Genomic DNA, 17,698 nt, shown 5'->3' with positions numbered 1-17,698 from the left:
TAACTGGCGTAGAAATGTTCCGTAAACTTCTTGACGAAGGCCGTGCGGGCGAGAACTGTGGTGTTCTTCTACGTGGTACTAAACGTGAAGACGTTCAACGTGGTCAAGTACTTGCTAAACCAGGTGCAATCAAACCGCATACTAAATTCGACGCAGAAGTATACGTACTTTCTAAAGAAGAAGGTGGTCGTCATACTCCATTCCTGAACGGTTACCGTCCACAGTTCTACTTCCGTACTACGGACGTAACTGGTGCGATCGCGCTTAAAGAAGGCGTGGAAATGGTAATGCCTGGTGACAACGTTGAAATGTCAGTAGAGCTTATCCATCCAATCGCAATGGACCCAGGTCTACGTTTTGCGATCCGTGAAGGCGGTCGTACAGTTGGTGCTGGTGTAGTTGCTAAAGTAACTGCATAATCGCTGATTGTGTAAAAAAAGCGCCTCTTTGAGGCGCTTTTTTTATGGCTAATGATTCTAAAAAAACTATCAAATCAAAACGAAAGATAAATTGTCAGACAATAATTTTGAAAGCTGTCCTTAACTGATATCTCTTGACCTTAACTGCGATTATCGAAAAATTGCAAATCTTTAATATTAAGTTATGAAAATATAAATATAAGGATGAATCAGCTGAATCAGCTGATTGGCAGGAGTTAGTTATGAACGCTAAAGTAAATATTACCAACCGTGCAGGCGCAAGTTTCCCAGTTCGTCGAATGAACTTTGATTTTGATTCAGTTCCAGAGTATTGGATGAATGGTTCTGCAGGTCTCACACATTTTATGACTGCATTATCTGCACTGTTTCCAGCAGGTGAAAAGTTCTTTATTGACAGCGTTCGTGCTGTTCGTCAGCATTCTGGCATTAAAGACAATGCAGAGTTACAAAAAGAAATTTCTGCATTTATTGGTCAAGAAGCCATGCATACACAAGAGCATGTTGGCTTTAATGCATCTGCACAAAAATTTGGCCATGATGTTGATACTTTAGATGGTTATACTGGAAAAGTATTAAAAAATTCGAGCAAGTTTTTAGCAATGATTGGTAAGCCGTTTGGCTTTAATAAGCAAATGGTGGACCTAACCATTACCACAGCGCTTGAACACTTTACTGCAACGATCGCAACTCAATTATTGGTGAATCCGCATATTCAAGAGCTGATGACTGATGAAACCATGAAAACCATGTGGTTATGGCATGCAATTGAAGAAAATGAACATAAAGCTGTCGCTTATGATGTATATGAAGGTGTATTTGGTAAAGGCGTAAAAGCTTATACGGTACGTACGACAAGTTTAGTTGCTGCTATGGTGACGTTATTTTGTGTACAAAGTTACTTCTTGTTCAGATTATTAAAAGAAGACCAGCAGTTGAACCGTGAATCTTTAGGTATTATTTACGAATATGCATACAGCCCGTCAAAAGGGGTGATTACTGGCATGGGTAAAGAGATGCTAGAATATTTCAAACCAGGTTTTCACCCAAATGACTTAGATACACACAGTCTGTTGGCAAAATGGAAAGAGAAATTAGGTTTTTAAGTGAATGCTGTAGTTTTTTGAATCTTGTAGAGCGATGAAAATCGCTCTTTTTTTTACTCGATTTTTTTGTCAATTTTTTTATAATTCGCTATTCCTATTCGCGATAAAAGATAACGAAGATGATTCGTTTGATGAATACGGCCGATGTTGCATCTGTCGTAGAAATTGAAAAATTAGTCCAAAGCCATCCGTGGACACCGAAGCAGTTTGATGAGGCGGTGACTGGCTATCAAAGTACAGTCATTGAAGTACGTGGGCAAGTTGTGGGTTTCTGTATTTTACAGCCCGTTTTAGATGAAGCGAACTTGTTGCTCATGGCGATTCATCCGAGTCAACAAGGCCAAGGTTTAGGATATCGTTTACTAGAAGAATCTATTGCGATGCTGAAAAATAATCCTGTGCAGATTTTTCTTGAAGTACGTGAATCAAATACCGCTGCGATTCGTTTATATGAGAAATCTGATTTTCATCAAATTGATTTAAGAAAAAACTATTATCCGAAGCCAGATGGTACGCGTGAGCACGCCATTATTATGGTGCGTACATGTAGTGATGATTTTTCACAGCTATTTAAATAAGAAACACAACCGCGTTGTATTGGACAATGCGATTGTTATTTAATAATGGAATTATTCCAACCTGAAGGGAGGGTCGTCATTAAAGAGTCTCCTAAATGTTGAATTTCTTCGGCACTTAAGGTGTGATTTAAACGACGCCATTGCCCATCAAGTAGCAATTCCAGAGGAATGTAATCCGACTTGTAATTCATTTTATTGGAATGAGGAACCCAATAGCCTAAGTATATATATTGTAAACCGAGCGCTTTGGCATATTCGATTTGCTTTAATACCGCGAACACGCCTAAAGAGCGTTTATGTTCATCTGGGTCAAAAAAAGTATAGACCGCAGATAAGCCGTCATCGAGCGGATCGCAGGTTGATACACTAATGAGACGATCATCTAGCCATAATTCTAAAAAGAAACTGTCCGTACAGCTATGAATTAAGAATTTTTCAAATTGATCACGACTTGGTGGAAACATGTCGCCATCAGCATGTCGCTCCGTAATGTAACGCTCATACAACGCATAATGCACATCGCTTGCATCTTTGGGTTGTGTAATTTTAAGGCTTAAATCCTGATTGCGTTTCCAAGCTTTCTTTTGTTTGCTGTTCATTGTAAATTCATGGATGGGAACACGAGATGATAAGCATTGGCGACAGAGATGGCATTCTGGTCTATAAACAAAATCACCACTACGACGAAAACCCATACGGGAAAGTTCAGACAGCGTAACGACGTCAATACGATGTACTGGATCTAAAAACACCATACGTGCAGATTTATTGTCTAAGTAGCTACAGTCATGTGGTGGCGTAATATAATACTGCAACTCGTTAAGCAGGGATTTTGGTTGATATGAGTTCATGCAATATCCCTCTATTTTTGTATGATTCGACTCAATCGGGAACTAATGCGGAATTTTGCGCTATTGTTTTACTTGAAAATACACTGTCTTGATATTTTTTCCAATCAATTGCAGGGCGTTTTATCACATCTTGTAACGAATTTAAGTATATTTGGCGAGAAACTGTACAAGCACCTAAGCTGATTAAATGATCATTTTCTAATTGGCAGTCTATCCATTCAAGCTGATTTTCTTGTCCAATCAGCATCAAGCTATAGAAAGCCATTTTAGACACATCGGTGCGGGTGCTAAACATGGATTCACCAAAACAACCTTGCCCAATACTAATACCATATAAGCCTCCGACAAGTAGATCTTGTTCCCAAACCTCAATGCTATATGCATAGCCTGCATTAAACATGGCGCAATAACCTTGAATAATATCTTCAGAGATCCAAGTCTCATTGGCATAACTGCGTGGAAGTGAGCAGGAGCGGATCACTTTTTCAAAAGCATGATTGACCGTAATGCGGTAATTCATTTTCTTCATGCTACGTAGTAAGGTTTTGCTTGGACGATAATCTTGTGGGCGGATAATACAGCGCGGTTCAGGACACCACCAATAAATTGGCTCACCTTCAGAAAACCATGGAAATAATCCATGTGTGTAGGCTTCAAATATTGTAGAAGGGGAGAGGTCTGCGCCACTGCAAATCAATCCTTGTCCTTCTGGGTCAACTTCGACTGGGTCTGGAAAGGTAAATTTAGAAGCTGGCAGGCATTGCATAAGAGATTTTGACCTAGATTGATTCTGTTTATCATAACCAATATTTGATTACTGCCCAATCGGGGATGTTTTGTTATATTTTGTCTTTATGAAATGGCTCGTTATTTTTTGTTTGTTTATAGGGCGAGTTAAACAGGCTTAAAGTAAAAAACCGCCATGACGGCGGTTTTTTTATCTATAGCGCTTAGGAATTAAAGCGCATCAAGATATTTTTCTGCATCAAGGGCAGCCATACAGCCTGAACCCGCAGAAGTAATCGCTTGACGGTAAATGCTGTCTGCAATATCACCTGCAGCAAATACGCCAGCTACTGAAGTTTGCGTCGCGTTACCTGCAGTACCGCTTTGTACTTGTACATAGCCATCACGTAGCGTCAATTGACCTTCAAACATACCGCTGTTTGGCTTGTGGCCAATCGCAACGAACATGCCTGTCACATCAACATTTTGTGTTGAATCATCTTGAGTTGATTTCAAGCGTACTGAAGTTACGCCAGATTGCGCATCGCCCAATACTTCATCGACTTGATGATTCCAAATGATGCTGATTTTGCCTTCTTTTACTTTTTCAAATAAATGATCTTGAAGGATTTTTTCAGAACGTAGCGAGTCACGACGGTGTACTAAAGTCACGTGTGAAGCAATGTTTGAAAGATAAAGTGCTTCTTCAACTGCAGTATTACCACCGCCTACAACCATCACCTTTTGGTTTTTATAGAAGAAGCCATCACATGTTGCACATGCACTCACACCTTGGCCCATGTAGGCAGCTTCAGATTCTAAACCGAGGTATTGTGCTGTCGCACCTGTTGCAATAATTAAGGCATCACATGTAAATTCATCCATATCGCCTTTAAGTACAAATGGGCGTTGACTTAAATCAACTTCGTTGATGTGGTCATAAATAATTTCTGTACCAAAGCGCTCAGCGTGCTCTTGCATACGTTCCATGAGGGCAGGGCCTGTCAAACCGTGTGCATCACCTGGCCAGTTGTCTACTTCAGTTGTAGTTGTTAACTGTCCACCGAGTTGCAAACCAGCAATGAGTGTTGGTTTTAAGTTGGCACGTGCAGCGTATACAGCAGCGCTATAACCAGCAGGGCCAGAACCTAAAATAATTAAACGAGAGTGACGAGCGCTCATTCGCGACATCCTTTTTTTATAGGGAAATTTGTGGAATTATACGTGAAAGTCGGTGCTGATTGTGTGAGATTAAAGTCGATATTATTGATCATTGAAATCGATTTGGGCTATATAGAATAGAGTTAACAACTTAGCTAAATAATCATGCATCTTTTTTTGATGAAGAAGTGCATAATATGGGGCTTATTGCGCAGCTTAGATTCAAGCCAGCCAGCAAACAAAAACATTTGAAAAATTGGTTACAGGACAGTATATGACAGCGGTGTCGGGTGCCTATGCACAGCGCTTAATAATGACATTATTCTTGGTCTCATTTGGGATTTATCTGTTCCTTGCAACAGTCACTTATACACCATTTGATCCAGGCTGGATGCACATTTCTAGTGATACTATGCAAGTATCAAATGCCAGTGGCGTTGCTGGTGCATGGATTGCTGATCTTTTATTTGGTTTTCTTGGCTGGGCCAGTCTACTTATACCTGTATATTTGTTTGCAGAAGCAGTACAAGTTTGGTGGCCACATAGCTTTTTAAACCGTCCTTTTCGTGTTGCTGCACAGTTTTTTATTTTGTTGGCGACTGCGAGTTTATTGTTTTTGTTCTGGCAAGTTCCTGCAGATACTTTAGATAATGCATCTGGCGGTATTATTGGTTATGAATTGGGCCAAAGTTTATCTAATTTACTGACCATTTATGGCGCGGCTTTCTTCCTGATTGTGTTTTGGGTGCTCCTGTTTACTTTAGCCTTTGGGGTAAAGTGGAACAAAACTTGGGTCACCTTAAAAGCAGCACCTGCGTATTTACAAGATCTATTTTATCGTAATGTGCCTGAAAGTGAGTCTGCATACGACTTAACTGCACCACCAACTAAAAAAGAAGCGACACCTGTTGTTGCGAAAATGGCAACATCAGCTTCTGCAACGGCATTGGCTGTGGAGCATCAACAGCAATCGAGTATTGATCCTGCTGTGCGTGATAGTGCTGCAGAGCGTTTGTTTAGCGATATTGCAGATAAAGAATGGGAAGCAGAGCAACGTCAGCCCCAAGTTGAAGCTGATTTAACTACGCCAGAATTAGATGCAGAGTTTGAACAAACTTTGGAAAAAGCCCATCGCTTAATGGATGATCCTGAGCGTGTTGTCGCGACAGGTGAAGTGTGGCGTGCATTAAATTCAGATGAAGATCAACGCCATAAACAAGATATTGATGCCTTATTAAAAGCAGCTGAAGAAGAGCAGCAACCTAAAACAGCGGCCACTAATTTCCAGCATGTGGTGCATGCACACGACGCATCTACAGTAGACATCTCTACACAGCCAACATCCTCGGCATCAAAATCATCTGTAGATTGGGATGATGATGAAATCTTTGATGAGTTGTTGGCTGCAGTGCCAAATGCAAAAACGGCGACAGATGTACATATCCCGTTTAATAGCACATCACTGACGGATGATCGTGCTGAAACGACTACGTCGACTGTGCCAAGTGTAGAAATGCAGTTTGCACCACAGCCACATGATAAGCCAAGTTTGCATATTGTAGATGATGCTATGACGCTAGCGGCAACAGCGGCAACAGCGGCAACAGCGGCAACAGCGGCAACAGCGGCAACAGCGGCAACAGCGGCAACAGCGGCAACATTTGCAGCTACACCTATAATAACAACGGGATCTAAAGCAGCAAATTTAGACACAGAATTTGATGATCTTGATGATTTACTGGTTGATGATTTAAATGACACGCCAGCACCAAGAACCACTAGCAGTTATGCGCAATCATCTTCATTGGTAAATGCCAATATTCAAACCAGTTTTGAAGCACCTAAGCCATTAGTATCTGAAGAAGAAAAAGCGCTGATTAGCTCGAATAAAGATGCTTTCCGTGAAGTTTGGCAGGATACTGCAGGCCGTCCAGCTGAAGCTGAACCAGAGTTTGAAGAAGAAGACTTTGATTTTGATGCGCCATTAACAGATTCGGCAGGTCGTCCGCTGTCTCGCGCCATGCAGGTTGCGAAAAAGCGTTTAGATTTACCGCCATTGCCGGGTCTAGATTTGCTGGATGATGTTGATCCGAATAAAAAGGTGAATTTTACAGAAGAACAGTTAGCCCGCCTTTCTGAACTGCTGGAAATTAAACTGCAGGAATTTAACGTCAAAGCGAAAGTGATGGAGGCACAACCAGGGCCAGTTGTAACTCGCTTTGAACTGGATTTGGCGCCGGGTGTAAAAGCATCGAAAGTGACCAATATTTCGCGTGACTTAGCGCGTTCGATGTCTATGGCATCGGTGCGTGTAGTCGAAGTTATTCCGGGCAAGCCTTATATTGGTATTGAGGTGCCAAACAGCTCACGTGAAATGGTGCGTTTAATTGAATTGTTAGAAACGCCAGCTTACCGTGATCCAAATGCATTGCTCAGTATGGCGATGGGTAAAGATATTTCGGGTAATCCTGTATTGGCCGATTTGGCTAAAGCACCTCATATGCTGGTTGCAGGTACGACAGGTTCTGGTAAGTCAGTCGCTGTAAACTCAATGCTGCTTTCGATGCTGTTGAAATATACGCCTGAGCAGCTGCGTCTAATCATGATTGACCCGAAACAGCTTGAACTTGCCAACTATAACGATATTCCTCACTTGCTTACGCCAGTCGTGACTGACATGAAAGATGCAGTCAGCGCATTAAACTGGTGTGTAAATGAAATGGAACGCCGTTATAAACTGATGTCTATGATGAAAGTTCGTAAAGTCATGGACTATAATCGTAAGGTGCAAGAGGCATTGGCAAATGGCGAAGATCTATTTGACCCGACTTGGAAAGCCAGTGAGTCTGTGGCGGGCGAGCGTGCACCTCGCTTACAAGAAATGCCATTGATTGTGATTGTGGCGGATGAATTTGCTGACATGATCATGCAGGTTGGTAAAAAAGCTGAAGAAATGATTACACGTTTAGCGCAAAAGTCACGTGCAGCGGGTATTCACTTATTACTTGCAACACAGCGTCCAACTGTGGATGTTGTGACAGGTTTGATTAAAGCCAATATTCCAACCCGTGCAGCCTTGCGTGTGAACAGTAAACTTGATTCGCGTACAATTTTAGATGCAGGCGGTGCTGAAGACCTATTGGGTCATGGCGATATGTTGTTCCTTGGCCCAGGTAAAATTGAGCCAGAACGTGTGCATGGCGCTTTTATTAGCGATGATGAAGTGAACCGTATTTGTGATGCTTGGCGTGAACGCGGTGAGCCTAATTATGTGGATGAAATTTTAACACCGTATGATGAAGAGCCGACCTCTCGTGGTTTTGAAGATGGTGATGGCGGTTCAGACCGTGATGCGTTGTATGATCAGTGTGTGTCTTTCGTACTTGAAACACGTAAGGCATCTACATCGTCACTGCAACGTAAATTTAGCCTTGGCTATAACCGTGCAGCCCGTATTATCGACCAGATGGAAGAAAACGGGATTGTCAGCGCCATGGGTGCAAATGGCAAACGCGATATTTTGATTTAAATTTAAGATCATATAAAAAAGCAGCATTTATGCTGCTTTTTTTATGCTGGTCAGTTTTAGTTGCTTTCCTTTACTGTTAGTACTTGAGGCTCCAGCGACTGGCATAGTCAATTAGTTCAGCCAAAGAATGTACATGGAAGGTCAAGTAAATGGCTTTGATACAGTCTTTTAAAACGGCTGGACTGATTTCAAGCTTATGCATAATGTCTTGCTTGGAATTACCTGTGACTAAGAGATAGGCAACTTGACACTGTTGTGGTGAGAGATCAGCATTTTCTAATTTTGTCCAGATGAATAAGCTACGGGGCAATTCATGCTTCAAATGTAGCGCGATACATCGGTCTTGCTGTAGAGGTGAAAACATCCACTCGGCGCGAATATTTAAAATGCCATTTGGGATATCTATCCGCGTTTGAGGGAGTTGTACACCATATTTGAGTTCATTGATCACTTGATAACAGATTTTGGGTAAGGCTTTGTTGGGCTCCCAAAAATCATAGTGGATTGCAAGTAAGTTGAGTAGATCCTTCACTGAGTCTGTCATCATGATGACTTCACTGTTTGGATCAAGAATGAGCATTGCTTGCTCAACATCAAAGTTAAACTCGTTGCGTAAAGTTGTTTGATGTTGCAAGGCGTATTCAATATATTGGCCAACTTGGGATAGAAAGTAGCTATCTTGTTCGGAAAAACTTGAACCTACACCACGGAACAGTGAAACACCGCCACTTGGTTTATTGGACTGTTCTAAGCGTAAATCTAGGGTATGGTGCACACCACTGCCACGAACCATAATTTGATAATTATTGCTTTGAAAATACTGTTCATCGGGACGAAGTAAGTTTCCTGATTTTGGTAAGGTGGGTGTATCTAGCCACCGCATATGGCCTTCAGTTTTTGGGTCTAAAAATATTTCGACCTCATGTTGTAATAAATCAATGAAACGTTGATCTAGTCCAGAGTGATAATACATATAAGGCACAGCTGATGCTGATGTAAGTGCAAAAGCATGTAAATCATGCGGAATAAGCTGATTTAAATATTTAAAAAATAAAGGCGCTAAAGTAATTGCAGAATGGCCTGAGCAACACAAGTAACGAATCCGATTTAATGTACTTTTTTTATTGCTATCCAATTTACGCAAAGTTGCCATAAATCGCCATAAATAATAATGAATACACTTATTTTACCTAGATTTTTTTGATTAAAAAACATCCGAAAATGTGTGGGTTAAATTTCAGGATAAAAAAAATAAACTTTAGCCCCCCAGTCAGGGGTCATGCTTGAGCCACTTGTTATGGCTTTATTCAGTTTTTCATACGCAAGAAATGCAGTTTGTAAATTTTTTGCTTTAGCACTAGGAAAAACAGAAAGCATCAAGACGATGCTAAGCAGATTTGGGGCACAACATGAATCATATATATAAAGTCGTACGCAATAGAAAAGGCCAGCTTGTAGTTACAGGAGAAGCTGCTAAAAGTCATACAGCGACCAGTGAGAAAAATACTGGATATAGATGTGTACAAATGTTGGCTGCAGTTATCTGCGGTCTAGCTGTTACGCAAAGTGATGCTGGCGAAATTTGTGCATATCAATCTGGTACAAGTTCTACGTCAAGTGCGGTTGGTTCAGGTGCAATCGCTTGTGGCAGTAACAATGGTGCACCAGGAACAGACAGTGTTGCATTGGGGCATAAGAACCTTGCATAGTCGACTGAAGTAAGTGTGATTGGTTATGGCAACCAAGCACAATCTGAATATGCTAGCGCTATAGGTTATAAAAACATAGTTGGACAAAATGCCATGACAGCCACTGCAATTGGTTATAAAAATACGGCTTCCAATCAATATGCTATGGCATTTGGAGCAGAAAATACTGCTTCAGGCATACAGAGTAATGCCTTTGGTAATTCCAATACCGCATCAGGGCGTTTGAGCAGTGCAGTGGGTGCATATAATACTGCATCAGCGCTTAGCTCTAGTTCTGTGGGCTATTTGAATAGAGCGTTTGGTACAAACAGCAGCGCATTAGGTGCTTTAAACATTGCTTCTGGGTTTGATAATAGCGCAATTGGCTTTACAAATATTAGTTTGGGAAATTCAGGCAGTGCAATAGGAAATCGAAATACTTCGATTGGGCTGTCTTCAGCGGCGATTGGTAGCGGATTGAAAAATGATTCAACGATCAGCAGTGTAAGCAGTAGGGCGCGTCAATATGATTTGAAAGACAGCGCAGGCAAGCTGGTCAGTGTCAATGGAATTGAAGTGACTGTTTCTGCAGGCGCAGGCTTAAGCGGCCTCAATTATATTACCCATATCAATGGCGCAGAGGTCACAGCCGAGGAACGTCAGCAATTTTTAGACAATGTCCGTTATGGCAACATCGCTGCAGGTGATTACAGTACTGCCTTGGGAACATTCAACTTTGCAATTAAGGAAAACAGTACAGCTGTTGGCGTGCAAAATACTGCAAAAGGTTTAGATAGCAATGCTGTGGGTTTAAAAAATACCGCATCTGCTGATTATGCCACTGCAGTCGGCAATCGAAATTATGCTGATGCAACCAGTTCAGTTGCCATGGGCTATGGAAATCGGGCCACTGAAGTAGGTGCAACGGCAGTCGGCTACATGAACCAGGCAAGCGGTGAGTATAGTACCGCAATGGGGCATGCTTCGAGAGCAAGTGCAAAATGGAGTAGCGCTTTTGGTTCAGGTGCGAGTGCAACGGCGCAAGGTGCAACGGCAATTGGCACGAGCTCAATTGCTGATGAAGAAAATACCGTATCCATAGGCCAGTGGACGATGGAAAAACGCTTAACCAACCTTGCTAAAGCCATAAAAGATACAGATGCTGTCAATTTATCTCAATTACATCCAATGGTAACTGCATTGGGTGCCGGCGCAAACTATACGGGCGGGGTTTGGACAGCGCCAAGCTATATTATTCAAGGAGGAACGTATCGAGATGCAGGTAGTGCTTTTACTGCAGTGAATAGCAAGCTCACAAATTTGCAAACACAAGTCAGCAGTTTGGTGACAGGCGGTACTGGGACAGGCGCAAATGGAAAAAGCGCGTATGAAATTGCTGTCGTAAACGGCTTTAGTGGCAGTGAAACTGCATGGCTAGCTTCATTAAAGGGTGATACAGGGGCACAGGGCTTAAAAGGTGATAAGGGGGACAAAGGAGATCAAGGATTACAAGGCTTAAAGGGTGACAAGGGGGATAAAGGTGATCAGGGGATACCGGGTTTAAATAGCGGTACAGGCACAGGCAATGGTGCGAGCGCTTATGATATTGCGGTCAATCATGGATATGCAGGAACAGAAGCCGATTGGCTGACATCACTGCAGGGGTCTCAGGGCGTCAAAGGCGACAAAGGGGATCAGGGCTTGCAGGGCCTAAAAGGCGATAAGGGTGATAAAGGTGATCGAGGCTTGCAAGGCCTTAAAGGTGACCAAGGATTCAGCGCATTTGATCTTGCTGTGCAGAATGGTTTTAACGGGACAGAGCAACAGTGGCTGACGTCACTGGCCAGCGGTGGCACAGCGGTTGTATCCATTGGAACAAACCCAAATCCACAGGCGGTATTGCCTTTGGCAACAGGCACGGATGCTGTAGCCATAGGCAGTTCATCTGAAGCATCGGGGGATCAGTCTATTGCCTTGGGGACGGCGAATCAGGTGTCTGGAGAACAGTCTATCGCAATCGGAAGCAGCAATATGGTTGCAGGTGAAGGCAGTTTGGCCATCGGAAATGATAATTCAGTGAGTGGGCAAAATACCGCTGTATTGGGCAATGCAATAAATGCATCGGCAAATAATGCTGTGGCTTTAGGTCATGGCTCTACAGCGCTGCGTGACAATACGATCTCTGTCGGTTCGGATACGTAGCAGCGGCAAATTGTAAATGTTGCAGCGGGAACACAAGATACCGATGCAGTAAACCTGAGGCAAATGCGGGAATCTGAACTGCAAACCTTAAATAAAGCGAATGGTTATACTGATACCCAAGTGACTGAATCGCTCAGTCAATCACGCCAGTATACAGACCAGCGTGTGAATGCATTGGAAAATGAATTCCGTAATGAGCGTCGGGATACACGGGCAGCGATTGCTTCAGCTATCGCCGTGGCGTCTTTGCCTCAACCAACCTATGCAGGTGCAAATATGTTTAGTGTTGCAGGGGGTACGTGGCGAGGACAGCAAGGCTTTGCAGTCGGATTTAGTGGTGTAACTGAGGATAATCGTTTTATTTATAAAGCCTCTGGTACAGCCAGTTCTCAAGGTGATGTTAGTGGTGGTGTTGCAATTGGCTGGCAATGGAAATAAGGACCATTTAACAGATAAATCTGCACAGTATTATTTATAATTTTTTGAAAAGCCCAACTATTTTGAGTTGGGCTTTTTGTATTGTTTAGGCTCTAAATTTGGCTTGATATGTATATTGGATGGAGTAGTATGATGGTATAAATACGTGATAAATATCGTTAATATGTGAAAGGTTGCCATGCATAGATGTTCATTCTATGATTCACGACAACGCTTCAATTTTAAGTAATGATCAGATTACTGTAGAGACTTAGCAGGTAGCCAAGGAATGCAAATACAACGTCAGATGCGGATGAGCAGAGGAGCGTCTGCATGAATATTGTCATGGCGTTATTTCCACTGATCGTGCTCATTAGCATGGGCTATGGGTTTAAGCGTAAAAAATTTTTGCAAACAGAATTTTGGGCCAATTCGGAAAAACTCAATTATTTCTTTCTTTTTCCTGTATTGCTTTTTAATAACTTAGCAGGCGTACAATTAAATCTAGGTGCGATCTTCCAATTATTGCAGGCATTTTTTGCCGTTGTATTGGGTGTGGTTAGCATACTTTGGTTGTTGAAGCGAGTATATGCCATCCCTGTAGCGCGTTTTGGGGTATATGTACAGAGTCAAATTCGCTTCAATACCTATATTGGTCTGGCATTGATGGGGACGCTTTACGGCACAGAAGGCATGCAGATGTTTGCCATGTTGATTGCTGTTGCTATCCCTGTGGTCAACATCTTTTCGGTCATGGCCTTTTCTGAGGGGCAACGTGGACGATGGTATGACACGCTCTTTGCCATAGCTAAAAATCCGCTTATTTTGGGTTGTGTAGTTGGTGTGCTTTTTAACCTTTCAGGTCTGCATTTATTTTCTGGGATGCAGTCTTTATGCAACATCTTGGCAGCCACAAGTTTGCCCTTAGGCTTACTTTCTGTGGGTGCAGCGCTACAACTCGATCAGTTAAGTAAAGGCCTCTCACGGCTCACAGCAAATACTTTTGCGCGCTTGTTGATTATGCCGTGCTTGGCATTTTTCGCGAGCGGGAGTTTGGGGCTAACTGAGTTGCAAAGTATTATTTTGGTCACTTTTTTTGCTTTACCGACTGCATCTGCTTCCTATATTTTAACGCGGTACTTTCAAGGGGATAGCCAGTTGATGGCTGGCGTGATTAGCCTACAGACCCTATGCTTTATCGGAAGTTTTCCTTTACTGATGTGGTTGTTATATTAATTTTAAAATGTTGCTATAAAAAAAGCCTGCATGTGCAGGCTTTTTGATGCGAAAAAATGCTTATGCAAATTTTGCCAATACTGCTAAAAAGCCTTCGCTTTGGCGCGGGAATTGGGCAATCACATCATGAATACGCTGACCTTCAGGGTTGGTTGCATTAACATCACGGCCGTCTGCTGTGAATTGAGTAAGTAGGCGCTCATAGTCAGTAGGACGCATGTGTTTGAATGCATGGTATAGCACATGAAAATCGCCGTTTACGCCTTCAGGAGGTAACTGAGTTAAGTAGGCAAATACTCGTTCATCTGACCATTCTTCATTAAACGTCGCTGGTTGAGATAATGCCATTGCAATCCCCTTGGTGTTCTTTTGAAAATAAATAAGCAAAATATGAGTACGCAAGTGACAAAGTTTTGTTATTTACTTTGTCTTGAAGTTAATGCTTGTTGAGTCGTCAGTGCAAGAATTGCAATCTAACCCACTCGAAGCAAAGCTTCTCGTCTTGCTCCTGAACATGGCAGAGCCTTAAGGTTCAGTCGCTTCGAAGCAAAGCTTCTTGTCTTGCGCCTGAACATGGCAGAGCCTAAAGGTTCAGGCACTTCGAAGCAAAGCTTCTTGTCTTGCGCCTGAACAAAGCAGTGCTTTGTTCAGGCTCATATTTTGCCTTGATTCAATTTGATTGACTAATCAGAAATCAAATTAACGCTCTTCAGGCAAATTGATATTCATTTCAAGCATCTCGATGTTCGCTTCAGAACGTACAGACATTTGAATATGTTGCTCATCGACACCACGAACATAGCGGTTAACGACTTGCATGATTTCTTTTTTCATTTGGTCAATTTTGTCTTGGCTCAAACGTTTGCCTAAGCCATTTTCGGACGCAACAATGACTTTTAAGCGGTCTTTTGCAGTTTGAGCGCTTGTAGGTTTGTCATCACCGCTGAATAATTTACTCCAAAAACCAGCCATCTTATCCTCCAAATAATCGTGCTAACCAGCCTTTCGGCTTCGCAGTAATATGACGGTAAGGACGCTCTTCACCTAAGAAACGTGCAACTAAGTCATCATAAGCTTCGCCCGCTTGGGTTTCTGTATATAAGATGACAGGTTTACCTTCGTTCGAAGCTTGCAGCACGCTTTTGCACTCAGGAATAACACCCAGTGTAGGTACACGTAAAATGTCTTTTGAAATGTCATCAATGGTTAACATTTCTTGTTTGTCTGCACGTTCTGGGTTGTAACGTGTAATACATAAATGCTTACGGATACGACCTTCGTTGTTTTCTACTTTTTTGGTTTTGCTATCGAGCATACCAATAATACGGTCAGAGTCACGTACCGAAGAAATTTCAGGATTGGTCACAATAATTGCTTCATCAGCATGGTACATTGCAAGGATTGCACCGCGCTCGATACCTGCAGGTGAGTCACAAATAATATAATCAAATTCTTGTGAAAGTTCATCCATTACACGTGCAACACCATCATCAGATAAGGCATCTTTGTCACGTGTTTGTGATGCAGGCAAAATGTAAAGGTTTTCAATGTCTTTATCGCGAATTAACGCTTGTTGTAATCGTGCTTCGTTATTAATGACATTTACAAAATCGTATACTACACGGCGTTCACAGCCCATGATCAAATCGAGGTTACGTAAACCTACGTCAAAATCGATCACAACAGTTTTGTGACCACGTAGGGCTAAACCTGTTGCAAAAGATGCGCTTGTTGTAGTTTTACCTACGCCACCTTTGCCTGATGTTACGACAACAATTTTCGCCACCGAATCCACTCCTGTTATGGTTTAAATCCCCTGATCAATACAGGGGTTTATTGGTGTTTATTTATACATTAAAATTGCAAAGCTTCAAATACAAGCTCATGCTGGTCATTTAAATAAATGTGTACGGGTTTTTTCGTAACATGCGGTGGAATGTCATCGGCTACGCAATATGTCCCAGCAATAGACACGAGTTCTGCTTCAAGTGAATGACAGAAGATTCGTGCAGCACTATTGCCCCCAGCACCGGCAATGACTCTACCACGGACACTGCCATAAATATGTATATTTCCTGAAGCAATGACTTCGGAACCGCTGTTAATCCCAGCACTTAAAATAATGTCACCGTGATCTTGCACAATACATTGGCCAGTACGCAGAATTTCATCATGGTAAGACGTAATATGGCGGACTTCTGGTACCGCCACTACGACTGTATCTTCTGCTTGTGGCTGGGGTTTTTCAGCGACAGCAGGCGTTTCAATTGCTTGCTCTTTGGTTGGTTTGACCTGTTCCATCTTACGGTCAGGTGGAATGACTGGAAATTGAATAGCGCGAGCTTGGTCTGCCAAGACACCGTCTGTTACAGCAATCGGCTGTAACTCAAGGCTAATCAGCAATTGAATCAGTTCAATAAGCTCTTGTTCAACACTGCTTTCAATGACCGCAAGCGTTCCGATTGGGAAGGCTTTTTGAAGCATTGGGCTAAGTTGCTGGCGGATCGCATCATGATCATTTGTGTCAAGGTTAATGCGGATTGCATTGACCATTCTGCCTTTTATCCGTATATCAGCCATAATTATTCCTTCAAACTTCTCACTGTTGATTTTATGTGGAAGTGATATTTTAAGTAGAGCAAATGCTAGAACAAAATGAGGCATTTCTCTAGCAGAAACAGCAATTATTTTTGAACTATAGATTAATCTTTAGCTTGATCTTGTGCTTGGAGTTCTTGTTGCCATTGTTTTACTTTTACTTGCTTACGAATGGCCTCTAAACTTTCAAAAACAGCCGAGCGAACCAACGCATCAAGTTTGTCATTTTTTTCAATTTCAATGGCACTAATCCGTGTTGCAATATCTGTATATAAATTAGGATGCCGTGCTGTAGACGCATTTGGTGATGCTAAAGGATCAATTAAGCCTTGGGTAATATTTTCACCTAATCGCTGTCCGATGCTTTGAATTTGTTGTTCTATACGGCCACCGACAATCGGGATAAGGCGCAGTAATTGCGTCAGCTCAGGCGTATCTTCAATTGCTTGATTGACAATTTGTCCCACGCTTTTTGCAATACGTTCACGATCGGCTTGTAGCTCACGACTTAAATTTTCTTGCAGAATTTCAGCCAGCGCTTGGGAGAATAAATCCCGATGATGCTGAATGACATTGCTGATTAAATCTTTATGTGTTGTGCTGGTTTGAAGCTCATGTTTGAGACCATCTAAAACCGTTACCACTACACGATCGGATAATTCCTCCATCACGACGCGATAGTAAAATAAGCCTTTTTCCTGCCAAGAGGTTGGAAAAATTTGATAACCCATTTCATAGAGGCGGTAGGCCACAACCCCTGCACGAAATAATCGTAAAAAGCGGAAATAGGGCACAATGGCAACAATTTCATACCAATGGATAAACGGAAAGAAAAACCAACGTTGGTGATGTTTCTGTACGATTGCAATTGCCCAGCGCGTGAGTAATTCCACAATCAAGAAAATTATGAACCACGCTTCTGTAGTAATTACCCACGGGTGCAAGTATTCACGATAAAATTCAAGTACACTCGGTAAATGGATGGCATTAAAGAACCAGCCCCCAATATTACTCATGAGGAAGAAGTTCATGCCTAAGCAGAACAAGTTAAAAATAATAATAAATACCATGAAAATGTCATAGGCCAAAAAAGCTTTGAAATAGAAGCTTTTGGGGTCTAAATGCTGGTATTTAGATTTTTTAACAGGGATGTTCTGCGACATAGAAGC

17 protein-coding genes are annotated in these 17,698 nt (G+C 42.1%); 8 read left to right on the top strand and 9 right to left on the bottom strand.

From position 1 onward, the window contains the following. The 3 genes from HYG93_RS11020 to rimI all read left to right on the top strand — a co-directional run. A partial coding sequence (locus HYG93_RS11020; protein ID WP_256733444.1) for an EF-Tu/IF-2/RF-3 family GTPase occupies positions 1-419 on the top strand: 419 nt, incomplete at its 5' end. Between the two features lie 242 nt (positions 420-661). Beyond that, positions 662-1,543, top strand: coding sequence for a metal-dependent hydrolase (locus HYG93_RS11015; RefSeq protein ID WP_106985104.1), 882 nt, complete (start codon positions 662-664; stop codon positions 1,541-1,543). A gap of 119 nt (positions 1,544-1,662) precedes the next feature. Continuing rightward, positions 1,663-2,121 carry a ribosomal protein S18-alanine N-acetyltransferase gene (gene rimI / locus HYG93_RS11010; protein ID WP_106985103.1) on the top strand — a complete coding sequence of 153 codons (459 nt, stop codon included), beginning with the start codon at positions 1,663-1,665 and terminating at the stop codon, positions 2,119-2,121. A gap of 35 nt (positions 2,122-2,156) precedes the next feature. On the opposite strand, the gene HYG93_RS11005 is transcribed toward rimI, so the two are convergent. From HYG93_RS11005 to trxB, 3 genes are all read right to left on the bottom strand, one after another. Further along, positions 2,157-2,972, bottom strand: a complete 816-nt coding sequence (locus tag HYG93_RS11005; RefSeq protein ID WP_106985102.1) for an arginyltransferase — start codon at positions 2,970-2,972, stop codon at positions 2,157-2,159. A gap of 31 nt (positions 2,973-3,003) precedes the next feature. Then, complete coding sequence (gene aat, locus HYG93_RS11000) at positions 3,004-3,738, bottom strand: leucyl/phenylalanyl-tRNA--protein transferase (RefSeq protein ID WP_106985101.1); 735 nt, start codon at positions 3,736-3,738, stop codon at positions 3,004-3,006. A gap of 191 nt (positions 3,739-3,929) precedes the next feature. After that, positions 3,930-4,880, bottom strand: coding sequence for a thioredoxin-disulfide reductase (gene trxB, locus HYG93_RS10995; RefSeq protein ID WP_106985100.1), 951 nt, complete (start codon positions 4,878-4,880; stop codon positions 3,930-3,932). Between the two features lie 253 nt (positions 4,881-5,133). On the opposite strand from trxB, the gene HYG93_RS10990 reads away from it, so the two are divergent. Then, positions 5,134-8,388 (top strand): DNA translocase FtsK, encoded by a 3,255-nt coding sequence (locus HYG93_RS10990; protein WP_178962468.1) that lies wholly within the window; start codon positions 5,134-5,136, stop codon positions 8,386-8,388. Positions 8,389-8,464: 76 nt separating this feature from the next. On the opposite strand, the gene HYG93_RS10985 is transcribed toward HYG93_RS10990, so the two are convergent. Continuing rightward, positions 8,465-9,541 (bottom strand): LuxR C-terminal-related transcriptional regulator, encoded by a 1,077-nt coding sequence (locus tag HYG93_RS10985; protein ID WP_106985098.1) that lies wholly within the window; start codon positions 9,539-9,541, stop codon positions 8,465-8,467. A 256-nt stretch (positions 9,542-9,797) separates the two neighbouring features. Between HYG93_RS10985 and HYG93_RS10980 the strand changes: the two genes are divergently transcribed. The 4 genes from HYG93_RS10980 to HYG93_RS10965 all read left to right on the top strand — a co-directional run bounded on the left by HYG93_RS10980 (position 9,798) and on the right by HYG93_RS10965 (position 13,931). Next, on the top strand, positions 9,798-10,097 hold the full coding sequence (locus HYG93_RS10980) for an ESPR-type extended signal peptide-containing protein (protein ID WP_106985096.1): 300 nt from the start codon (positions 9,798-9,800) through the stop codon (positions 10,095-10,097). Positions 10,098-10,190: 93 nt separating this feature from the next. Further along, a complete protein-coding gene (locus HYG93_RS10975; RefSeq protein WP_178962467.1) occupies positions 10,191-12,278 on the top strand; it encodes a hypothetical protein in 2,088 nt (695 codons plus the stop codon). Between the two features lie 9 nt (positions 12,279-12,287). Continuing rightward, the gene (locus HYG93_RS19670) at positions 12,288-12,716 is read left to right on the top strand and encodes a YadA family autotransporter adhesin (RefSeq protein ID WP_372658900.1); all 429 of its coding nucleotides are present in this window, start codon (positions 12,288-12,290) and stop codon (positions 12,714-12,716) included. A gap of 312 nt (positions 12,717-13,028) precedes the next feature. Then, the gene (locus HYG93_RS10965) at positions 13,029-13,931 is read left to right on the top strand and encodes an AEC family transporter (RefSeq protein ID WP_106985093.1); all 903 of its coding nucleotides are present in this window, start codon (positions 13,029-13,031) and stop codon (positions 13,929-13,931) included. Between the two features lie 60 nt (positions 13,932-13,991). On the opposite strand, the gene HYG93_RS10960 is transcribed toward HYG93_RS10965, so the two are convergent. The 5 genes from HYG93_RS10960 to HYG93_RS10940 form a co-directional block, all read right to left on the bottom strand. Beyond that, positions 13,992-14,279, bottom strand: coding sequence for a PA4642 family protein (locus tag HYG93_RS10960; RefSeq protein ID WP_106985092.1), 288 nt, complete (start codon positions 14,277-14,279; stop codon positions 13,992-13,994). Positions 14,280-14,630: 351 nt separating this feature from the next. After that, complete coding sequence (gene minE / locus HYG93_RS10955) at positions 14,631-14,903, bottom strand: cell division topological specificity factor MinE (RefSeq protein ID WP_106985091.1); 273 nt, start codon at positions 14,901-14,903, stop codon at positions 14,631-14,633. 1 nt (position 14,904) lies between these two features. Continuing rightward, positions 14,905-15,717 carry a septum site-determining protein MinD gene (gene minD, locus HYG93_RS10950; protein ID WP_106985090.1) on the bottom strand — a complete coding sequence of 271 codons (813 nt, stop codon included), beginning with the start codon at positions 15,715-15,717 and terminating at the stop codon, positions 14,905-14,907. A gap of 68 nt (positions 15,718-15,785) precedes the next feature. Then, the gene (gene minC / locus HYG93_RS10945; protein WP_106985089.1) at positions 15,786-16,511 is read right to left on the bottom strand and encodes a septum site-determining protein MinC; all 726 of its coding nucleotides are present in this window, start codon (positions 16,509-16,511) and stop codon (positions 15,786-15,788) included. A 122-nt stretch (positions 16,512-16,633) separates the two neighbouring features. After that, a complete protein-coding gene (locus HYG93_RS10940) occupies positions 16,634-17,692 on the bottom strand; it encodes a preprotein translocase subunit SecA (RefSeq protein WP_106985088.1) in 1,059 nt (352 codons plus the stop codon). Between the last annotated feature and the right edge of the window lie 6 nt (positions 17,693-17,698).

This window comes from Acinetobacter sp. SwsAc6, assembly GCF_013391565.1.
GTDB classification, from domain to species: domain Bacteria; phylum Pseudomonadota; class Gammaproteobacteria; order Pseudomonadales; family Moraxellaceae; genus Acinetobacter; species Acinetobacter cumulans.
This window is presented reverse-complemented; position numbering and strand designations above follow the sequence as displayed.